Origin of the sequence: Pseudomonas syringae group sp. 247E2 (assembly GCF_032587795.1) — a bacterium.
Taxonomy (GTDB): domain Bacteria; phylum Pseudomonadota; class Gammaproteobacteria; order Pseudomonadales; family Pseudomonadaceae; genus Aquipseudomonas; species Aquipseudomonas amygdali.
On the sequence record NZ_JAWHPK010000015.1, the window covers coordinates 523,613 to 542,550 of the forward strand.

The 18,938-nt window shown below is 59.2% G+C and carries 17 protein-coding genes, 3 tRNA genes and 1 pseudogene; 20 read left to right on the top strand and 1 reads right to left on the bottom strand.

The window, feature by feature from the left end; genetic code table 11:
• Positions 1-2 precede the first annotated feature (2 nt).
• The 20 genes from RYC18_RS17635 (at position 3) to RYC18_RS17730 (ending at position 18,640) form a co-directional block, all read left to right on the top strand.
• Positions 3-788 (top strand): TatD family hydrolase, encoded by a 786-nt coding sequence (locus RYC18_RS17635; RefSeq protein WP_316886541.1) that lies wholly within the window; start codon positions 3-5, stop codon positions 786-788.
• A 358-nt stretch (positions 789-1,146) separates the two neighbouring features.
• Complete coding sequence (locus RYC18_RS17640; RefSeq protein WP_004664328.1) at positions 1,147-1,800, top strand: LysE family translocator; 654 nt, start codon at positions 1,147-1,149, stop codon at positions 1,798-1,800.
• Between the two features lie 155 nt (positions 1,801-1,955).
• Positions 1,956-2,618: a TetR/AcrR family transcriptional regulator gene (locus RYC18_RS17645; protein WP_004657874.1), complete on the top strand. Its 663-nt coding sequence runs from the start codon at positions 1,956-1,958 to the stop codon at positions 2,616-2,618.
• 123 nt (positions 2,619-2,741) lie between these two features.
• Positions 2,742-3,344: a DUF4823 domain-containing protein gene (locus RYC18_RS17650; RefSeq protein WP_002552702.1), complete on the top strand. Its 603-nt coding sequence runs from the start codon at positions 2,742-2,744 to the stop codon at positions 3,342-3,344.
• Positions 3,345-3,364: 20 nt separating this feature from the next.
• The gene (locus tag RYC18_RS17655; protein ID WP_044318126.1) at positions 3,365-3,925 is read left to right on the top strand and encodes a DUF1285 domain-containing protein; all 561 of its coding nucleotides are present in this window, start codon (positions 3,365-3,367) and stop codon (positions 3,923-3,925) included.
• An 85-nt stretch (positions 3,926-4,010) separates the two neighbouring features.
• Positions 4,011-5,021: an aspartate-semialdehyde dehydrogenase gene (locus tag RYC18_RS17660; protein WP_316886542.1), complete on the top strand. Its 1,011-nt coding sequence runs from the start codon at positions 4,011-4,013 to the stop codon at positions 5,019-5,021.
• A gap of 109 nt (positions 5,022-5,130) precedes the next feature.
• Positions 5,131-7,962: a FimV/HubP family polar landmark protein gene (locus RYC18_RS17665; RefSeq protein WP_046832645.1), complete on the top strand. Its 2,832-nt coding sequence runs from the start codon at positions 5,131-5,133 to the stop codon at positions 7,960-7,962.
• A gap of 161 nt (positions 7,963-8,123) precedes the next feature.
• Positions 8,124-8,948 (top strand): tRNA pseudouridine(38-40) synthase TruA, encoded by an 825-nt coding sequence (truA, locus tag RYC18_RS17670; RefSeq protein ID WP_011168144.1) that lies wholly within the window; start codon positions 8,124-8,126, stop codon positions 8,946-8,948.
• Between the two features lie 61 nt (positions 8,949-9,009).
• A complete protein-coding gene (locus tag RYC18_RS17675; RefSeq protein WP_004664334.1) occupies positions 9,010-9,630 on the top strand; it encodes a phosphoribosylanthranilate isomerase in 621 nt (206 codons plus the stop codon).
• Between the two features lie 249 nt (positions 9,631-9,879).
• Positions 9,880-10,800 (top strand): acetyl-CoA carboxylase, carboxyltransferase subunit beta, encoded by a 921-nt coding sequence (gene accD / locus RYC18_RS17680; protein WP_002552709.1) that lies wholly within the window; start codon positions 9,880-9,882, stop codon positions 10,798-10,800.
• Entirely contained in the window at positions 10,797-12,101 is a 1,305-nt protein-coding gene (folC, locus tag RYC18_RS17685; RefSeq protein ID WP_117140489.1) for a bifunctional tetrahydrofolate synthase/dihydrofolate synthase, read from the top strand. Before accD ends, folC begins: the two co-directional genes overlap by 4 nt.
• On the top strand, positions 12,085-12,753 hold the full coding sequence (locus RYC18_RS17690; RefSeq protein WP_005743864.1) for an SPOR domain-containing protein: 669 nt from the start codon (positions 12,085-12,087) through the stop codon (positions 12,751-12,753). Before folC ends, RYC18_RS17690 begins: the two co-directional genes overlap by 17 nt.
• 118 nt (positions 12,754-12,871) lie before the next feature.
• Complete coding sequence (locus RYC18_RS17695; RefSeq protein ID WP_002552712.1) at positions 12,872-13,459, top strand: CvpA family protein; 588 nt, start codon at positions 12,872-12,874, stop codon at positions 13,457-13,459.
• A gap of 12 nt (positions 13,460-13,471) precedes the next feature.
• Positions 13,472-14,980 (top strand): amidophosphoribosyltransferase, encoded by a 1,509-nt coding sequence (gene purF / locus RYC18_RS17700; RefSeq protein WP_004657889.1) that lies wholly within the window; start codon positions 13,472-13,474, stop codon positions 14,978-14,980.
• A 21-nt stretch (positions 14,981-15,001) separates the two neighbouring features.
• Complete coding sequence (locus RYC18_RS17705) at positions 15,002-16,213, top strand: O-succinylhomoserine sulfhydrylase (protein ID WP_005743867.1); 1,212 nt, start codon at positions 15,002-15,004, stop codon at positions 16,211-16,213.
• Positions 16,214-16,263: 50 nt separating this feature from the next.
• On the top strand, positions 16,264-17,028 hold the full coding sequence (locus RYC18_RS17710; protein ID WP_161798104.1) for an SDR family oxidoreductase: 765 nt from the start codon (positions 16,264-16,266) through the stop codon (positions 17,026-17,028).
• Positions 17,029-17,177: 149 nt separating this feature from the next.
• A tRNA-Val gene (locus tag RYC18_RS17715) sits at positions 17,178-17,253 on the top strand.
• 66 nt (positions 17,254-17,319) lie between these two features.
• Positions 17,320-17,396: transfer RNA gene (locus tag RYC18_RS17720), tRNA-Asp, on the top strand.
• 115 nt (positions 17,397-17,511) lie between these two features.
• Positions 17,512-17,588, top strand: a tRNA-Asp gene (locus RYC18_RS17725).
• Positions 17,589-17,821: 233 nt separating this feature from the next.
• A complete protein-coding gene (locus RYC18_RS17730; protein ID WP_005730413.1) occupies positions 17,822-18,640 on the top strand; it encodes a DUF2242 domain-containing protein in 819 nt (272 codons plus the stop codon).
• A gap of 158 nt (positions 18,641-18,798) precedes the next feature.
• Here RYC18_RS17730 and RYC18_RS17735 read toward each other — a convergent pair.
• Positions 18,799-18,938 (bottom strand): annotated as a pseudogene (locus RYC18_RS17735) (threonine dehydratase); the annotation flags it as partial.

Consider the following 18,938-nt stretch of genomic DNA (forward strand, 5'->3'; position numbering starts at 1 on the left):
CCATGCTTGTAGATTCCCATTGTCACCTCGATCGCCTTGACCTTGCCCAGCACAATGGCTCGCTGGATGCAGCCCTGGAAGCCGCCCGGGGCAGGGGGATCGGGCATTTTCTCTGTATCGGTGTCAGCGCCGACAATGCAGGCGCGGTCAAGGCGCTCGCCGAGCGCTACGCCGATGTCGACTGCTCGGTAGGCATTCATCCGCTGGACGTGAAGCCCGGTGAGATGCCGCCTCTGGACTGGTTGCTCAAGGAGCTGGATCACCCGCGAGTGGTGGCGATAGGTGAAACCGGTCTGGACTATCACTACGAACCCGAAGCTGCCGAGCTGCAGCAGGCTTCTTTTCGGTTGCACCTGGAGGCAGCCAGTGTCACTGGCAAGCCGGTGGTCATCCATACCCGTGGCGCGCGCGCCGATACATTGAGCCTTCTGCGTGATGCGGCACTGCCTCAGGCGGGCGTTCTGCATTGCTTCACCGAAGACTGGGAGATGGCCAGGGCGGCGCTGGATATGGGTTACTACATCTCGCTGTCCGGCATCGTGACCTTTCGCAACGCCGACGCCCTGCGGGATGTCGCAAGGCAAGTCCCCGCTGACCGGCTGCTGGTCGAGACCGATTCCCCGTACCTTGCGCCTATCCCTTATCGGGGCAAACCGAATCTGCCGCAGTACGTACGCGAAGTTGCCGAGTTTCTTGCGATGCTACGGGGCGAGTCCTACGAGCATTTCGCCGAGCAGACCACCGCTAACTTCGCTCGCCTGTTCCCGCTGGCGCATGTTCAACGCTGAGTGGCGTACACGTTGACTGACGGCAAATCGCGGGCAAAAAAAACCCGGATTCTGGGGGGGTGAAGCCGGGTTAAGACCATTAGGAGTAAAACAAAGGCACGCTAGTCCTTAGGCACCTTTACTGGCGAGTCATTTGGGGAATGATGACCCGTCAGTGGCTTAAGTATTGCCCAGCATGGCGTACCGTCCAGTGCCTTGTGATCGTTTTTTAAACAGTTTTGGAATACTAAAGCGATTCTTGAGTCCTTGATGAGCACTTTTTGCCGGACGGGATACAAGGCCATCGCATCAAATTTGCCCGTGTACGCCAGCAGGTCAGGCATGCCGAGGTTTTTCAGTGCCTGGTCGGAGTGTTCGAGTGGAGTTTTCCAACGGTTTTCTACTGAGTCTGTCGTTATGCCTGGATATTGGCCTGGCAAACATAGCCATGATAACGCTGTCCATGCAGCGCGGCTTTTCCAAGGGGCTGTGGCTTGGGTTGGGAACCTGCGTCGGCGATCTGGCCTATGCGGTCCTGGCCATGCTCGGCATGGCGGTGCTGCTGCAATATGAAGCCGTACGCTACGTGCTCTGGCTCGGCGGTACGGCGGTGTTGGCCTGGTTCTGCTTCAGGATGGTCATGAGTGCCACCGCGGTCAGTGCCGGCCTCGATAATCAGGATGTTCAATCGGAAAAATCCAGCCTGGCGTTGTTCCTGCGCGGAATTTTTCTGGCGATGTCATCACCCAGCGCCATTCTCTGGTTTGCTGCAGTCGGCGGTGCGCTGATTGCTCGACAGGGTTCTGATCTTGCCAGTGCCTCGACCTTTCTTGCCGGGTTCGTTGCGGCGGGTGTGGTCTGGTCGATCTCGCTGTGTGCACTGGCACATCAGGGTGGGCGTTTCATGGGGGAGCGGATGTTGCGCTGGTCCTACATTGCCTCGGCGCTGATCTTTGCCTATTTCACGTTGTATGTAGTGATCACGGGTTACCTGGAGTTTGTCGCTGCATCCCCTGTACTGCCTGCGTCGTAGCATGCCGTCGTGTGTCCGGTTTTCGAAGTGAACGCCAAAATGCGAATTTTTCACCGGTTTCGTTCATAAAGGTCGACAAGTAAGGATGATCCGTGCAATTTAGCGCCGATTGGGCATAATACCCGGCTTCGATTTCGATCCTGACAGACCTCTCTATGCAGAAAGAACCTCGTAAGGTCCGTGAATTTCGCCGCCGTGAGCAGGAAATTCTCGACACCGCGCTAAAGCTGTTCCTGGAGCAGGGCGAAGACAGCGTCACCGTCGAGATGATCGCGGACGCCGTCGGCATTGGCAAAGGCACCATCTACAAGCACTTCAAGTCCAAGGCAGAAATCTACCTGCGCCTGATGCTCGACTATGAGCGGGACCTGAACGAGCTGCTGCACTCCGCTGATGTCGACAAGGACAAGGAGGCGCTCTCACGTGCCTACTTCGAATTCCGTATGCGTGATCCTCAGCGCTATCGTCTGTTCGACCGCCTGGAGGAAAAAGTGGTCAAGGGCAATCAGGTGCCCGAGCTGGTCGAAGAGCTGCACAAGATCCGCGCCTCCAACTTCGAACACCTGACCCTGCTGATCAAAGGCCGCATCACCGAAGGCAAGCTCGAAGATGTCCCGCCTTACTATCACTACTGTGCCGCCTGGGCGCTGGTGCATGGCGCCGTTGCGCTGTACCACTCGCCGTTCTGGAGCAATGTGCTGGAAGATCAGGAAGGCTTCTTCCACTTCCTTATGGACATCGGCGTGCGTATGGGCAACAAGCGCAAGCGCGATGCCGACGTCATCGCCGAGCCCAAACCTGACCCTGCTACGGAATAACGCCCCGGCCCGGTCTTGAGCATCTGCTTCAAGGCTTTGGTGCCTGCTGTGCCAGAGATGGCGCGGAAGCTGCATCCGACGACCATTCGCCGGTTTTCCGTCACCGGTATTTGGGAGGGGATGATGCGTAGCCTGGTTATGCTGCTCGCGCTTTTGGCGTTGAGTGGCTGCATGAAAGTCAGTGACATGGGCGAGGGGGTTCGCGAGCAATTCAGCGATGCGGGTCTGCTCGATCACAGCGACACTCGCCGTACTGCCAACTGGCGTGTGCAGCCCGACTCGTTCATTTACATCGCGCAAGGTGCCTTCGTGCCACCAGGCAATGCCTATCCGCGGCCCAATGTGGTGGCTGAAGAGGCCTTCAAGGGGTTCATCGAGTACTTCCCGATGGTCCGCCGTGCCCGTGGGCCAATGGGCCTGGATGAGGCCATGATCGAGGCGCGCAGTGCAGGCGCACATTATTTGCTCTACACCCGTTTTGCCAAGGCCGATGATCGCATCGGCACCGGCGATCAGTGGGCCGATCAGGAAGCCGTGGACCGTCTGGGTGTCGACAGCGGTGTCATTCAACTGATGCTGATCGAAACCAGCACCCGTTACCTTATCGACAGCGCGCGCATTCGCAGCCGTGGCGGATTGCTGACGCTTTACGACAAAAGCCCCGAAGATTTGCTGGGTCCGCCTCTTGAGGACTACGCTCGTACCTTATTGGGCGTCGAACGTTAAGCCAGCGTCAGGAGAGTGGAGTGACCGATTCAAACAAGGCGGGTGATCTGTTTGCGCAGATCCCCAAAACCAAGGGGTTGCCGCCTGTTCATTTGTGGAATCCGGATTTCTGTGGCGATATCGACATGCGTATCGCCCGAGACGGGACATGGTATTACCTGGGCACGCCGATCGGCCGCAAACCAATGGTCAGGTTGTTCTCGACGATCATGCGTCGCGACGGCGATGAATATTTTCTGATTACCCCTGTCGAGAAAGTTGGCATCAAGGTCGATGACGCGCCTTTTGTCGCCGTAACCCTTGAGGTGCTGGGAGAGGGTGAGGGTCAGGTGCTGCGCTTCCTGACCAATGTCGAGGATCAGACTGAAGCGGGGCCGGAGCACCCTTTGCGGGTTGTGACAAACCCTGATACTCAGGAGCCAGCGCCGTATATCCATGTGCGGAGCAATCTTGAGGCGCTGATTCACCGCAATGTCTTTTATCAACTGGTCGAGCTGGCGGTCTCCCGCGAGATCAACGGGCAGCGCTGGCTGGGTGTCTGGAGTCACGGCGTGTTTTTCCCGGTGGGTCTTGAACCTTGAAAAACACGGCTATTTGCCGGCTTGAATTGCCTGTCGCCAGTGCGACAGTTAAAGTGCCGCTCCCTGATTTCCCTGAGGTTTTTGCATGAGCCAGTCCTTTGATATCGCCGTAATCGGCGCAACCGGTACTGTCGGCGAAACCGTTGTCCAGGTGCTGGAGGAGCGCAACTTCCCGGTCGGCAATCTGCACCTGCTGGCAAGTATCGAGTCTGCTGGTCACTCGGTGCCGTTTCGGGGCAAGAATGTACGCGTACGGGAAGTCGATGAGTTCGACTTCAGCAAGGTGCGCCTGGCATTCTTCGCCGCTGGCCCGGCGGTAAGCCGCAGTTACGCCGAAAAGGCCGTGGCGGCGGGGTGCTCGGTCGTCGACTTGTCCGGTGCATTTCCCGCCGTGCAGGCACCTAATATCGTGCCGGAAATAAATGCTACGCTTTTGCACAGCGGCGCGACCGCCTCGCTGGTGGCCAGCCCGAGCGCCTCTGCCACTGCGGTCGCACTGGCTTTGGCGCCGTTGCGCGGGTTGATCGATATCCAGTCGGTGACAGTAACGGCCTGTCTGGCGGTCTCCGCACTCGGGCGCGAAGGCGTCAGTGAGCTGGCGCGTCAGACTACCGAGCTATTGAATGTCCGCCCGCTGGAAACCCGCTTTTTTGATCGTCAGATGGCGTTCAACGTACTGGCCCAGGTGGGGACGCCTGACGAGTCGGGGCATTTGCCGCTGGAAAGGCGTCTGGTCGATGAATTACGCGAACTGCTGACGCTGCCATTGCTCAAAGTGTCTGCTACCTGCATTCAAGTGCCGGTGTTCTTTGGCGACAGCTTTACCGTAACGCTGCGCACCGCAGGTTCGGTCGATGTTGCGGCGATCAATGCGGCACTCGAGTCTGCCGCCGGAATCGAACTGGTCGAGGAGGGGGATTACCCTACGCCGGTGGGTGATGCCGTAGGGCAGGACGTGGTTTATGTGGGGCGCGTTCGGGCGGGAATCGACGATCCCGAGCAGCTGAATCTGTGGCTGACGTCAGATAATGTGCGAAAAGGCGCTGCGCTCAATGCTGTGCAGGTTGGCGAATTGTTGATAAAAGACTATGTGTAAAAGATACTTGGCAACAATTTGAATAATTGTTTTAGCGGCGATACGCCTTACACCCAAATGCAGGACTACCTCCCCGGATCTCGGGGAATCTTTAAACAAGGGATGGGCTATGGTTCAGGTTCGTAAACTGGTATTAGCAATCGCTGCGGCTTCAGCGCTGTCATCGGGTATGGCGCAGGCGCTGGGGCTCGGGGAATTGTCGGTCAAGTCGACCCTGAATCAGCCCTTGGTAGCGGAAATCGAGTTGACTGAGGCGCAGGGGCTTAACGCAACGCAAGTTGTGCCGAGCCTGGCGACCACTGCTGACTTCGCTCAGGCGGGCGTTACCCGTCAGGCATTTCTCAACGATCTCACTTTTACCCCGGTTATCAACGCCAGCGGTAAAAGTGTCCTGCGCATTACTTCCAGCAAGCCGGTGCGCGAGCCTTACGTGAAGTTCCTGGTTCAGGTGCTCTGGCCAAATGGCCGGTTGCTGCGTGAATACAGTCTTCTGCTCGATCCGCCGAAGTTTTCTCCAGAGGCCGCCGCTGCGGCCGCCGCCCCGGCACCAGCTGCTGCTCCTGCCGCACCCGCGCAACTGGCGACAGTCGCGCCGTCGACAGAGGCTGCGGCACCCGAGGCTCCAGCACCTGCCGCCAGTGCGCCGGTATTGCCGCCGCCAGCCGCGGACAAACAGGCACAATATGTCACCGCCAATAACGATACCTTGTGGGAAATTGCCGCGAAGGTACGTACTGGCGGCACTGTCCAGCAAACCATGCTGGCCATTCAGGCGTTGAACCCGGAAGCGTTCATCGGCGGCAACATCAACCGCTTGAAGAAGGGGCAGGTGCTGCGCCTTCCGACTCCGCAGCAAACCACCGCGTTGCCACAACCGCAGGCAGTTGCAGAAGTTTCCCGGCAGTACAGCGCCTGGCGTGAAGGCCGTCGCCTGCCTGCCGGCACGCGCCAGGTCGATGCCACCCGCCGTGATCGCGCTGGCGCTGCTCCTTCAAAGGTCGATACCTCCGACAACCTGAGCCTGGTTTCGGCAAGCGGCAAGCCTGCGGCAAAAGGTGCAGCGGGTGACAGTGATCTTGGCAACAAGCTGGCGGTGGCTCAGGAAGCTCTGGACACCACGCGCCGTGACAATGCCGAGCTGAAAAGCCGCATGAACGACCTGCAAAGCCAGCTCGACAAGCTACAGCGACTGATTGAGCTGAAAAACGGTCAGTTGGCCAAAATGCAGGCCGCCGGTGCAGCTGTGCCTCCGGCTGCTGCCACCCCGGAAGCCACCACGCCTGCCAATGCGGCAGTGCCTGCTTCGCTGGTCGATGCCAATGGAGCTCCGGTCAAACCGGCTGGGGAGATTGCTCCTGAGGATGCATTGCCGGCAGGTGCCGCCGAGGTTGCGACTCCTGCAGCCGACCAGCCGCTGGCTGTGGAGCCGGTGGCTGCAGCCGAAGATGAAGACGTGCTGCAGAAAATCCTCAACAACCCGGTACTGCTTGGCCTGATCGGCGGTGCAGTATTGTTGATTCTGGCCTTGTTGCTGTTGTTCCTGGCGCGTCGTCGCGCTGCGAAGGCCGAAGCCGAGAAGCACAAGCGTATGGCGCGTGCTCTGGCTGAGGAGTCGGATTTTGTTTCAGACATGGACATGAATGCACCGCCAGCCAGCTTCGATGGCCTGGACGTGCCACCACCGAACGTTCGCATGGGGGCTGCTGGTGCCGCCGCTGCCACCGCCGCTCGCGAACGTCCTGCCGATCCGCTGCTTCAGGCCGAGATCCATATTGCTTACGGGCGCATGAATCAGGCTGTCGAACTGCTTGAAGAAGCCGTGAAGGAAGATCCGAAGCGCGATGATATTCGCCTCAAGCTGATGGAAATCTACGCCGAGCAGGGTAATAACAAAGCTTACGCCGCCCACGAACGCAAACTGGTGGCAGCGGGAAAGCGTGAAGCTGAGGTCGAGCAGCAGGAAGAACTTAACTCGACCCTGAAGCCGGTAGCGCCTGTTGCTGCGCCAGCGGTTTCTGAATCTGCTACTGCGTCGGCTGCTCCGGCAGTGGCCGCGGCGGCAGCAGCTGCCAGTGCTGCTGCGCTGGTTGCAGAGCTTGACGCCAAGTATGTTGAAGAGCTGTTGGCCGATGATTCGGCAGAGCAAGAGGTTGAACCTGAGCCTGAAGTCGCTGTAACAGCAGATCCCGAGCCCGCACCTGAAGTGGTTACGCCGCTGGCCGCTGAACCTGCTGAAGAAGCGGACCCGTTCGATCACGATTTTGACTTGAGCCTGGATGAATTCGAAGAAGCGCCCACGCCTGAAGTCACCACTGTGAACGAGCTTGACGACCTGATGCTGGATGAGCCGAAGGTGCAGGCAGCAGCGGATGACGAGGAGCTGAGCTTCGAGTCGATCATGCAGCAACAGGAAGAGGCCCGTGCGGCGACTACGCCGGAAGACCTTGCCGACTTCGATCTGGACCTGTCCGAAGAAGATCCGGCGCTCAAGAACGAGGATGACTTCCTGCTCGGCCTTGGCAATGATCCACTTGATCTGGGTGAAACGCAGTCTGTGCCGCCTGTCAGTGATGACCTTGAGCTTCCGGAAGACTTTGATCTGTCGCTGGCGGACGAGATTGAAACCGATCAGGCCAGCCAGGCATTCGCGACCGAAATCGACGACGTCAATGCCGAGCTGGACCGCCTTTCACAGAATCTCGAGCATCCGCCGCTCGATGAACCAAGGTTCACGGCCGAAGATGCTGCGGCACTGGAAGACGAGCCGGACTTCGACTTCATGGCCGGCACTGACGAAGCCGCGACCAAGCTTGATCTGGCGCGCGCCTATATCGACATGGGCGATGCAGACGGTGCCCGGGATATTCTTGACGAAGTGGTCACCGAGGGCGATGACGGACAGAAAAGCGAAGCGCGGGAGATGCTTTCGCGGCTGGCCTGATCCCCCTAAGGCAACAACCTGCAAACGGCCGCTTATGCGGCCGTTTGCATTTCAATTGTCCGGCTTGGTAGCGTGTTTTTCTTGCGGCCGTATAATGACCGACTTTTTGCGAACCGACAGGCTGTACCACTTTGGCGAACATAGACAACCCGGCAGCCGAAATGGCTGCCGAGGGTTTTTCCCGAATCGCGCTGGGCGTTGAATACAAGGGCTCGCGCTATTGCGGCTGGCAACGTCAGGCATCCGGTGTGCTGACCGTGCAGGAAACTCTTGAAGACGCTTTGTCAAAAGTGGCTGCATCACCGGTATCACTGATGTGTGCCGGCCGCACAGATGCTGGCGTGCATGCCTGCGGGCAGGTGGTGCATTTCGATACGCAGGCCGAGCGCACCATGAAGGCCTGGGTCATGGGCGCAAATATCAATCTGCCCCATGACGTCAGCGTAACCTGGGCCCGGGTCATGCCCGCTACGTTTCATGCCCGCTTCAAGGCCATTGCCCGTCGTTATCGCTATGTGATCTACAACGATCAGATTCGCCCGGCGCACCTGAATCAGGAAATTACCTGGAATCATCGCCCACTGGATGTAGAGCGGATGGCACTGGCAGCCGAGTATCTGGTCGGTACTCACGACTTCAGCGCTTTCCGCGCCGGCCAGTGTCAGGCCAAGTCGCCAGTCAAGCAGTTGCACCACCTGCGCGTGACGCGTCACGGCAAGATGATCGTGATCGACGTGCGCGCCAATGCCTTCCTGCACCATATGGTGCGCAACATCGCCGGTGTTTTGATGACCATCGGCACTGGCGAACGTCCGGTCGAATGGGCGCGAGACGTGCTGGAAAGCCGGGTTCGGCGTACCGGTGGTGTGACGGCCCATCCTTATGGTCTGTACCTTGTTCAGGTCGAGTACCGTGATGAATTTCCGCTGCCCGAGCGTTTTGTAGGTCCGCATTTTCTTACGGGCTTTGCAGAACTGGACGGCTGACGACCCGAGCAGCATTTGCTAACATCCGGGACTTTCCGAAAGGTCTGAGGTTGCTCACTATATGTCAGCCGTTCGCAGCAAGATCTGCGGGATTACCCGCATAGAGGATGCTCTGGCTGCAGCCGAGGCAGGAGCCGATGCAATTGGCCTGGTGTTCTACCCGAAAAGTCCGCGTGCAGTAACAGTGCTGCAGGCTCGCGCTATCATTGCCGCGTTGCCGCCGTTCATTACCACCGTCGGCCTGTTCGTCAACGCCAGCCGCTGCGAACTCAACGAGACGCTGGATGCGGTTGCGCTGGACATGCTGCAGTTTCATGGCGATGAAACACCGGATGAATGCGATGGTTATCATCGCCCCTACATCAAGGCTTTGCGGGTCAAGGCGGGTGATGACATCGCTCAGGTTTGCCGTACCTATCGCAATGCGCGAGGCGTGCTGCTCGACACCTATGTAGAGGGTGTTCCTGGCGGCACCGGAGAAACCTTCGATTGGGCGCTGATTCCGGACGATCTGGATAAACCGGTCATTCTGGCGGGCGGGCTGACGTCGGCGAATGTGGCGCAGGCCATTGCCCAGGTTCGGCCCTACGCCGTGGATGTCAGCGGCGGTGTCGAAAAGAGCAAGGGCATCAAGGATCGGGAAAAGATCCTTGCGTTCATGAGTGCAGTGCATGGCACCTGATGTGACGGTTGCCGGTCGGCCGCCGTCCATAAGCCTGTCCCTGCCACAAGGCATGCGGGTCGAATCAAGTAAGCGGTGGTGCCAGAGTGCAACGCCGTCGTTGTAAAAAATCGGGGTGAGGGATGTGCAGGTCTGGCTTGGGTCGATCGCTATCCTTCATCATCGTCCATACACGAATTTATCCGAGGGCATGCGACTGGCGCGTGATCGCCAGCCGTTCGAGCCACACCGGTACTGGAGATATAAAGCATGAGCAACTGGTTGGTAGACAAACTGATCCCATCGATCATGCGTTCCGAGGTCAAAAAGAGCTCGGTTCCCGAAGGCCTCTGGCACAAATGCCCGTCCTGCGAGGCGGTTCTGTATCGCCCGGAGCTGGAAAAGACCCTGGACGTCTGCCCCAAGTGCAACCACCACATGCGTATCGGTGCGCGCGCACGCCTGAACATTTTTCTGGATGTTGAAGGCCGCGAAGAGCTGGGTGCCGATCTTGAGCCGGTCGACCGTCTGAAATTTCGTGACGGCAAGAAATACAAGGACCGCCTGACCGCTGCGCAGAAGCAGACCGGTGAAATGGATGCGCTGATTTCCATGAGCGGCACCCTGCTGGGCATGCCGGTGGTGGCGTCAGCATTCGAGTTCTCGTTCATGGGCGGTTCTATGGGCGCCATCGTCGGCGAGCGTTTCGTGCGCGCCGCCAACTACGCCCTGGAAAATCGTTGCCCGATGATCTGCTTCGCCGCTTCCGGCGGTGCGCGCATGCAGGAAGCACTGATCTCGCTGATGCAGATGGCCAAGACATCGGCCGTTCTGGCACGTCTTCGCGAAGAAGGCCTGCCCTTTATCTCGGTGTTGACCGACCCGGTCTACGGCGGCGTTTCCGCCAGTCTGGCCATGCTGGGCGATGTCATCGTTGCCGAGCCCAAGGCGCTGATCGGTTTCGCCGGTCCTCGCGTGATCGAGCAAACCGTTCGCGAGAAGCTGCCAGAGGGCTTCCAGCGTAGCGAGTTCCTGCTGGATCATGGTGCTATCGACATGATCATCTCGCGTAGCGAGCTTCGTCCGCGTCTGGGTAACCTGCTGGCGCAGATGATGAACCTGCCGACGCCTCGTTTTGTAGCGCCGGTCATCGAGCCTATCGTCGTTCCACCGGCACCGGCCACGATATGACCTCTACATCCCTGAGCGACTGGCTCGCTTACCTGGAGCAACTGCATCCATCCGCCATCGACATGGGGCTGGATCGTTCTCGGCGGGTAGCGCAGCAGTTGGGGCTGACGCGTCCGGCTCCCAGGGTGATTACGGTAACGGGCACCAACGGCAAGGGGTCAACCTGTGCCTTTGTCGCTGCCTTGTTGCAGGCTCAGGGCTTGAAAGTCGGTGTCTACAGCTCCCCACATTTGATTCGCTATAACGAGCGGGTGAAAGTGCAGGGTGTCGAGGCAACCGACCTGGAGTTATGCGATGCGTTCGCGGCGGTTGAAGCGGCGCGTGGTGATGTAACCCTGACTTATTTCGAAATGGGCACGCTGGCGGCATTCTGGCTGTTCGAACAGGCCCGGCTGGATGCGGTCGTTCTGGAGGTCGGTCTGGGTGGTCGCCTGGATGCGGTAAATCTTGTTGATGCGGATTTCGCGCTGGTCACCAGTATCGGTGTTGATCACGCCGAGTATCTGGGTAACACCCGTGAGTCGGTCGCCTTCGAAAAGGCCGGAATCTTTCGTGCCGGTTGCCCAGCGTTGTGCGGCGATCCGGAACCACCCGAGCCGCTGCTGGCCAAGGCTCGTGAGTTGGGTTGCCCGCTGCTGATGCGTGGTCGTGATTTCGATCTCTCGATAGGCAAGGACAGTTGGGACTGGCGTGGTGTTGCTCACGGCGAACAGGTCGAACTGCGCGGTCTGCCACTGCTGGACCTGCCTATGCAGAACGCAGCGTTGGCACTTCAGGCGTTTGCCTTGCTGGGGTACCCGCTGCAAACGGATGCAGTAGGGCAGGTTCTGGCGCAGACCCGGCTCGCCGGTCGTCTTGATCGCAGAACTGTCAGCTGGCAAGGCAAGCGGCTCAATCTGCTTTTCGATGTGGGTCACAACCCCCATGCGGCGCAATTTCTGGAGCAATGCCTTGCGCGCCAGCCGGTTGTCGGCAAGCGTCGCGCCGTATTTGGCCTGTTGAACGACAAGGACCTCGAGGGTGTGGTCGCGCATCTGGTGTCGGTCATCGATGAGTGGGCCGTTGCGCCGCTTCCTACCTCGCGCAGCCGACCGGCAGAAGAGTTGCATTCGGCCTTGCAGAACCTTGGCGCCTGCGTGACGTCCTATCAGAGTGTTGCGTTGGCGCTGGAAGCTCAGTGCGCGCACGCCACGCCCGATGACGAGATTCTGCTGTTCGGATCATTTTACTGTGTTGCCGAGGCCCTGGAATGGGTGGCCCGGTACACCGATGAGGACGCTGCAAATGGCTTTGCTGGATAACGTATTCAAGCAGCGCATGGTTGGAGCACTGGTGCTGATCGCTGTGGCGGTCATCTTCTTGCCCATGCTCTTCACGCGGGAAGATGAAACGCGTCAGGTGCAGGTCGATGCACCGTCCGCGCCCCAGGCACCTGCGGCTTCGCAGATCCGGGTCGACCCGGTGCCTGTTCCGGAGCCTCAGGCCCTGCCTCAGGAGCCTGTTCCCAGCGACGATGACATGAGCAGCAGCCAGCCGCCTTCCATGCCGATCGCACCTGCCCCAACCACACCGGCCACACCTCCGGTTGCCAGCGCCCCGGCCCCGAAGCCTGCTGCCAAGCCGGCACTTGCGCCTGCTCCGGCCCCGGCAGCCCCGGCAGCCCCTGCGGCACCCGCCAAGCCAGCAGCACCTGCTGGCGTCGATGCCAACGGGCTGTCGATCAGCTGGTCGGTTCAACTGGCAAGCATGTCCAACCGTGCCAACGCCGACAACCTGCAAAAGACTCTGCGAACTCAAGGCTACAATGCTTACATTCGCACTGCCGATGGCGTTAATCGGGTATTTGTCGGCCCGCTTATCGAGCGTGCCGAAGCTGATCGTCTGCGCGATCAGCTCGACAAACAGCAAAAGCTCAAAGGTATTGTGGTGCGCTTTCAGCCTGAGCGGGGCTGACCGTTCGGCACCTCGTGCCCTTGCGTTAAAGGAAAATGCCTCGCGCCGGTAATCGCTGCTTACCGGCAGGCGGGCGCTCTGCTAAAATGCGCCGCCTTATCCGTCTGCAGGCTGCAACGTGCCATTTACTCCGGTTGACTGGGCAATTCTGGGAATTGTCGCCATCTCCGCCCTGATCAGTCTGAAGCGCGGCTTCGTAAAAGAAGCACTGTCGTTGACGACGTGGATCATTGCAGGCGTTGTGGCCTGGATGTTTGGCGCGGGGCTGTCGCAGTATCTGGTCAATTACATAGAAACACCTTCGGCCCGCGTGATTGCGAGCTGCACCATTCTTTTTGTCGCCACCTTGCTGGTAGGCGCCATGGTCAACTTTCTGATAGGCGAGCTGATTCGCGTCACCGGGCTTTCCGGGACCGATCGTTTTCTCGGCATGGTCTTCGGCGCAGCGCGCGGAGGCCTGCTTGTCGTTGTAGCGGTAGGGCTGTTGAGCCTGGGGCCGGTGCAGCAGGATCAATGGTGGCAGCAGTCCAGGCTGGTGCCGCAATTTCTCATGGTCGCTGACTGGTCGAAAAACCTGATTCTAGGGATGTCCAGCAAGTGGCTCGCCAGCGGCATCAGCGTACCCGCTGATCTGCCGTTCAAGGAACAGATCCTGCCGTCTACAATGCCGCAGGATGTGCTCGGTAAATCCAGTTCCACTAAGTAGGGGTTGTGTCGCATGTGTGGCATCGTCGGTATCGTCGGCAAGTCGAACGTCAATCAGGCGCTGTATGACGCGCTTACCGTCCTCCAGCACCGCGGCCAGGACGCTGCCGGTATCGTAACCAGCCACGATGGCCGGTTATTCCTGCGCAAGGACAACGGATTGGTGCGTGATGTGTTTCATCAACGCCATATGCAGCGCTTGGTCGGGCATATGGGCATCGGTCATGTGCGCTATCCAACGGCGGGCAGCTCGACGTCTGCAGAGGCCCAGCCGTTCTACGTCAACTCGCCTTATGGCATCACGTTGGCGCACAACGGCAACCTCACCAACGTCGAACAACTGGCCAAGGAGATTTACGAATCCGACCTGCGCCATGTGAACACCAATTCCGATTCGGAAGTGCTGCTCAACGTTTTCGCCCATGAGCTGGCCGTGCGTGGCAAGTTGCAGCCGACCGAAGAGGATATCTTCGCCGCAGTGACCGACGTGCATAATCGCTGCCGTGGCGGCTATGCGGTCGTGGCAATGATCACCGGCTACGGCATTGTCGGCTTCCGTGACCCGGACGCCATTCGTCCTATCGTGTTTGGCCAACGTCATACCGACGAAGGCGTCGAATACATGATCGCGTCGGAAAGCGTGTCGCTGGACGTGCTCGGCTTTACCCTGATTCGCGACCTGGCACCGGGCGAAGCGGTCTACATCACTGAAGACGGCAAGCTGCATACCCGTCAGTGTGCGGCCAACCCCAAATATGCACCGTGCATCTTCGAACACGTTTATCTGGCACGTCCTGACTCGATCATCGACGGCATTTCGGTCTACAAGGCGCGTTTGCGCATGGGCGAGAAGCTGGCCGACAAGATCCTGCGCGAGCGTCCGGATCACGATATCGATGTGGTCATCCCGATTCCGGACACCAGCCGTACCGCTGCGCTGGAGCTGGCCAATCATCTGGGCGTCAAGTTCCGCGAAGGTTTCGTCAAGAACCGCTACATCGGCCGGACCTTCATCATGCCGGGCCAGGCAGCACGCAAGAAATCCGTGCGTCAGAAGCTCAACGCAATCGAGCTGGAGTTCCGCGGCAAGAACGTGATGCTGGTGGATGACTCCATCGTGCGCGGCACGACCTGCAAGCAGATCATCCAGATGGCCCGTGAAGCCGGTGCCAAGAATGTCTACTTCTGTTCGGCGGCCCCGGCCGTGCGCTACCCCAACGTCTACGGCATCGACATGCCGAGTGCTCACGAGCTGATCGCCCACAACCGTTCCACTCAGGACGTTGCCGACCTTATCGGTGCCGACTGGCTGGTTTATCAGGATCTGAATGACCTGATCGAAGCGGTCAGTGGCAGCAAGAAGATCAAGATCGACAACTTCGACTGCTCGGTTTTCGATGGCAAGTACGTGACCGGTGACATCGACGAGCATTATCTGAACAGGATCGAGAGCGCGCGTAACGACGCCTCCAAGATCAAGACTCAGGCCGTGAGCGCGATCATCGATCTGTACAACAACTAAATTGGACAAGGAGTGGGCGGCATGACTCAGGAATGGGATGCAGGTCGGCTGGACAGCGACCTTGAAGGTGTGGGTTTCGATACCCTTGCCGTACGTGCCGGGCAACACCGCACCCCGGAAGGTGAGCATGGCGATCCCATGTTCTTCACCTCCAGCTATGTCTTTCGCACGGCTGCCGATGCGGCCGCGCGTTTTGCTGGCGAGGTGCCCGGCAACGTCTACTCGCGTTATACCAACCCGACCGTGCGCTCTTTTGAAGAGCGCATCGCCGCGCTGGAAGGCGCCGAACAGGCCGTTGCTACGGCCACCGGCATGGCGGCGACCCTGGCGGTCGTGATGAGCCTGTGCAGTGCCGGGGATCATGTGCTGGTGTCGCGCAGCGTCTTTGGCTCGACCATCAGCCTGTTCGACAAGTACTTCAAACGCTTTGGCATTGAGGTGGATTACGTTCCGCTTGCAGAGCTGAGCGGCTGGGACGCGGCGATCAAGCCCAACACCAAAATGCTGTTTGTCGAGTCGCCGTCCAATCCATTGGCCGAGCTGGTGGATATCGCTGCACTGGCTGAAATCGCTCACGCCAAAGGTACGATGCTGATCGTCGACAACTGTTTCTGCACGCCGGCCTTGCAGCAGCCGCTGTTGCTGGGTGCTGATATTGTCGTGCATTCGGCTACCAAGTTCATCGACGGCCAGGGTCGTTGCATGGGCGGTGTGGTTGCCGGCCGCAGCGAGCAGATGAAAGAAGTGGTCGGCTTCCTGCGTACTGCCGGGCCTACGCTCAGCCCGTTCAATGCGTGGATCTTCCTCAAGGGTCTCGAAACCCTGAACCTGCGCATGCGCGCTCACTGTGCCAATGCCCAGGCACTGGCACAGTGGCTCGAGCAGCAGGATGGCATCGAAAAAGTCCATTACGCGGGGCTGAAGAGCCACCCGCAGCACGAGTTGGCCCAGCGTCAGCAAAAGGGTTTCGGTGCGGTGGTGAGCTTCGAGGTCAAGGGTGGCAAGGACGGCGCATGGCGCTTCATTGATGCCACGCGACTGATTTCGATCACCGCCAACCTGGGCGACAGCAAAACCACGATCACTCACCCGAGCACCACCTCTCACGGCCGTCTGGCACCTCAGGAACGTGAGGCCGCAGGTATTCGCGACAGCCTGATTCGGGTTGCAGTGGGGCTGGAAGACGTGGCTGATCTGCAGGCTGACCTGGCCCGTGGTCTGGCGGCGTTGTGAGTAGCGAGGCCAGCAAACCGGCCAGTGGCAAGCCGGGTGAGGCGTGGGCGTTGAAATTTTCCAGCGTCCACAATGGTCGTGTCGCCCTGGTGACCGGTGCCGCTCGTGGGATCGGGCTCGGCATTGCAGCGTGGCTGATTGCCGAAGGCTGGCAAGTCGTGTTGACCGATCTGGATCGTGCGCGTGGTTCGAAAGTGGCGGGTGCGCTGGGTGAAAATGCCCTGTTCATTGCCATGGACGTTGCCAGTGAAGAGCAGGTCGCAGCGGGCGTGGCCGAGGTGCTTCGGCAGTTCGGTCGTCTCGATGCGCTGGTGTGCAACGCAGCGATCGCCGACCCTCACAACACTACGCTGGAAAGCCTTGAGCTGTCGCACTGGAATCGGGTACTGGCTGTCAATCTTGGTGGCCCGATGCTGCTCGCCAAGCATTGCGCGCCTTACCTGCGTGCGCACTGTGGCAGCATCGTCAACCTTACCTCTACTCGATCCCGCCAGTCCGAGGCCGATACCGAAGCTTATGCGGCCAGCAAGGGCGGCCTGATGGCGCTGACGCACGCGCTGGCAATCAGTCTGGGGCCGGAGATACGTGTAAACGCCGTCAGTCCCGGCTGGATTGATGCGCGCGACCCCTCGTTGCGCAAGGCCGAGCCGTTGTCCGAGACCGATCACGCCCAGCATCCTGCCGGCAGGGTAGGGACGGTAGAAGATGTGGCCGCGATGGTTGCGTGGTTGTTGTCCAGAAACGCCGGTTTTGTGACCGGGCAGGAATTTGTGGTCGACGGCGGCATGACGCGCAAGATGGTCTACGCCGAATAGTTTCGTGCAGTCTGCCAACATTGACTCTTTGTTGTGCTTTTGATGTGTGGTAGCGGTTTTGCGATTGAGCCTGTTTTTTAAAAAACTTCAATCAGGCTATTGACTTAGGTTCGTTAGGTGCGTAAATTTCGCGGCCTCAACGAAGCAAAGGGTGATTAGCTCAGCTGGGAGAGCAGCTGCCTTACAAGCAGCGGGTCGGCGGTTCGATCCCGTCATCACCCACCATTGTTGAGTTTGAAAGCTGAAGTACGAGGGCTTTCAAAGTATCAAAAGGACGCAAGTCCACAATGCGCAGCGGTAGTTCAGTCGGTTAGAATACCGGCCTGTCACGCCGGGGGTCGCGGGTTCGAGTCCCGTCCGCTGCGCCATATTTGTACAGATCGGGTTCGCCGGGTCTGCGATTGAAAAACCCAAGGGTCTTTCAGTCATGAGTACAGGAAGCAAACTACCGAAGGTTTGTTTCAAACAGGTTTACAGCGATACGCAGCGGTAGTTCAGTCGGTTAGAATACCGGCCTGTCACGCCGGGGGTCGCGGGTTCGAGTCCCGTCCGCTGCGCCATACACCGCTTCAAGGCCCTTGAACTCCTTGAAGCAAACACGAAAGCGACCCTCGGGTCGCTTTTTTGTTGTCTGCGTTTTGTCCGTAGGCGAGTAGGGTGGTTGGCCTGAACACGTGTTGTATCCAAATCCTTTTGATCTGTACGTTGATCCAGCGTCGGCCTTGTTGCAGACTTACCGCCATTTCCCAGTTCGCAGTCTTGCTGGCAGTCTTTTCCTTCCTCAGGATTTTCGATGTTTAAGCTACTGAACGTTCGTACCGCATTCTGGATCTCTGCCGTGTTGATGGCAGCTGGTTGTTCATCGCCGAAGCAGGCGGTTTATGACCACGAACATTTCGATGACGCCGGGACCTTCTCCCGTAGTTATCCCGCCACCGACCTGGCTTATTGCGAAGCGGGGCGGCGTGCCTTGTTGAGCCAGGGCTATATCATCACCAGCAGTGACCCGAAGATGATTGCCGGTCGCAAGAGCTTTCAACAGACCGGCGATGCGCATATTGAAATCAGCTTCAATCTGGTGTGCGCCGCTGATGCGAAGGATGGCAGTTCGACCATGTTCGCAAACGCTCTGCAGGATCGCTATGCGCTGAAGAAGACCAACAACTCGGCCAGCCTCGGGGTTGGAGTGCTGGGCTCTGTCTCGATGCCGATAGGCTCCACTGACGACTCGATGGTCAAGGTGGCCAGTGAAACCGTGTCATCGGCGAAGTTCTACGAGCGCTTTTTCGGTCTGGTGGAAAACTTCCTGCCACCGGAAGTGAAAAAGGCTGCGCATATTGTCGAGAAGCCCAAAGCAGATCTGGGTGTTCCTGATGTAGCCCCTGCCGCAGCCGAGCCGGCCAAGGCGGCCGAACCCGCCAAACTGGCTCCAGCAGCAACGGAGTCGCCCGCCAAAGCCGAACCCGCTGCCGAATCAGCCACGCCGCCCGCGGCAAGCGAACCACTGCCAGCGCCAGCCGAGCCTGCATCGTTCAAGGCGGAAACGGTCGACACACCGGCAGCCGAGCCAACAGACAGTACCAAGCCAACCGAGGCTGAGCCCGCTCAATAACGGCTGTCGTGATCATGCACGGCGGACGCAGAGCGTCCAGAACTGCATGCCCACGCAGAGCGTGGGGACGATAATCAAGGTGTCCAGAGAACCTCTATCGTGCCCATGCTCCGCGTGGGCATGCCGGTCCGCATGAGGAACGAGAGGTATCCACGTCCTCAGCCCAGAAACAACCGATACGCCGGGTTCTCGCTCTCGTCCCAATACGGGTAACCAATCTCGTCCAGCGATGCGCCCACCAGGTGCCGCTCTTCCTCCGGCACCACCAGCCCGGCAACCACCCGGCCGTCAGCAGCGC

What these genes read in the sequence shown, in the direction of transcription:
- RYC18_RS17650 (WP_002552702.1), top strand. Translation starts at nt 2,742, where the DNA reads ATGCGTAGCCTGGTTATGCTGCTCGCGCTTTTGGCGTTGAGTGGCTGC.
- purF (WP_004657889.1), top strand. Translation starts at nt 13,472, where the DNA reads ATGTGTGGCATCGTCGGTATCGTCGGCAAGTCGAACGTCAATCAGGCG.
- RYC18_RS17705 (WP_005743867.1), top strand. Translation starts at nt 15,002, where the DNA reads ATGACTCAGGAATGGGATGCAGGTCGGCTGGACAGCGACCTTGAAGGT.
- folC (WP_117140489.1), top strand. Translation starts at nt 10,797, where the DNA reads ATGACCTCTACATCCCTGAGCGACTGGCTCGCTTACCTGGAGCAACTG.
- RYC18_RS17690 (WP_005743864.1), top strand. Translation starts at nt 12,085, where the DNA reads ATGGCTTTGCTGGATAACGTATTCAAGCAGCGCATGGTTGGAGCACTG.
- RYC18_RS17675 (WP_004664334.1), top strand. Translation starts at nt 9,010, where the DNA reads ATGTCAGCCGTTCGCAGCAAGATCTGCGGGATTACCCGCATAGAGGAT.
- truA (WP_011168144.1), top strand. Translation starts at nt 8,124, where the DNA reads ATGGCTGCCGAGGGTTTTTCCCGAATCGCGCTGGGCGTTGAATACAAG.
- RYC18_RS17730 (WP_005730413.1), top strand. Translation starts at nt 17,822, where the DNA reads ATGTTTAAGCTACTGAACGTTCGTACCGCATTCTGGATCTCTGCCGTG.
- RYC18_RS17645 (WP_004657874.1), top strand. Translation starts at nt 1,956, where the DNA reads ATGCAGAAAGAACCTCGTAAGGTCCGTGAATTTCGCCGCCGTGAGCAG.
- accD (WP_002552709.1), top strand. Translation starts at nt 9,880, where the DNA reads ATGAGCAACTGGTTGGTAGACAAACTGATCCCATCGATCATGCGTTCC.
- RYC18_RS17665 (WP_046832645.1), top strand. Translation starts at nt 5,131, where the DNA reads ATGGTTCAGGTTCGTAAACTGGTATTAGCAATCGCTGCGGCTTCAGCG.
- RYC18_RS17660 (WP_316886542.1), top strand. Translation starts at nt 4,011, where the DNA reads ATGAGCCAGTCCTTTGATATCGCCGTAATCGGCGCAACCGGTACTGTC.
- RYC18_RS17635 (WP_316886541.1), top strand. Translation starts at nt 3, where the DNA reads ATGCTTGTAGATTCCCATTGTCACCTCGATCGCCTTGACCTTGCCCAG.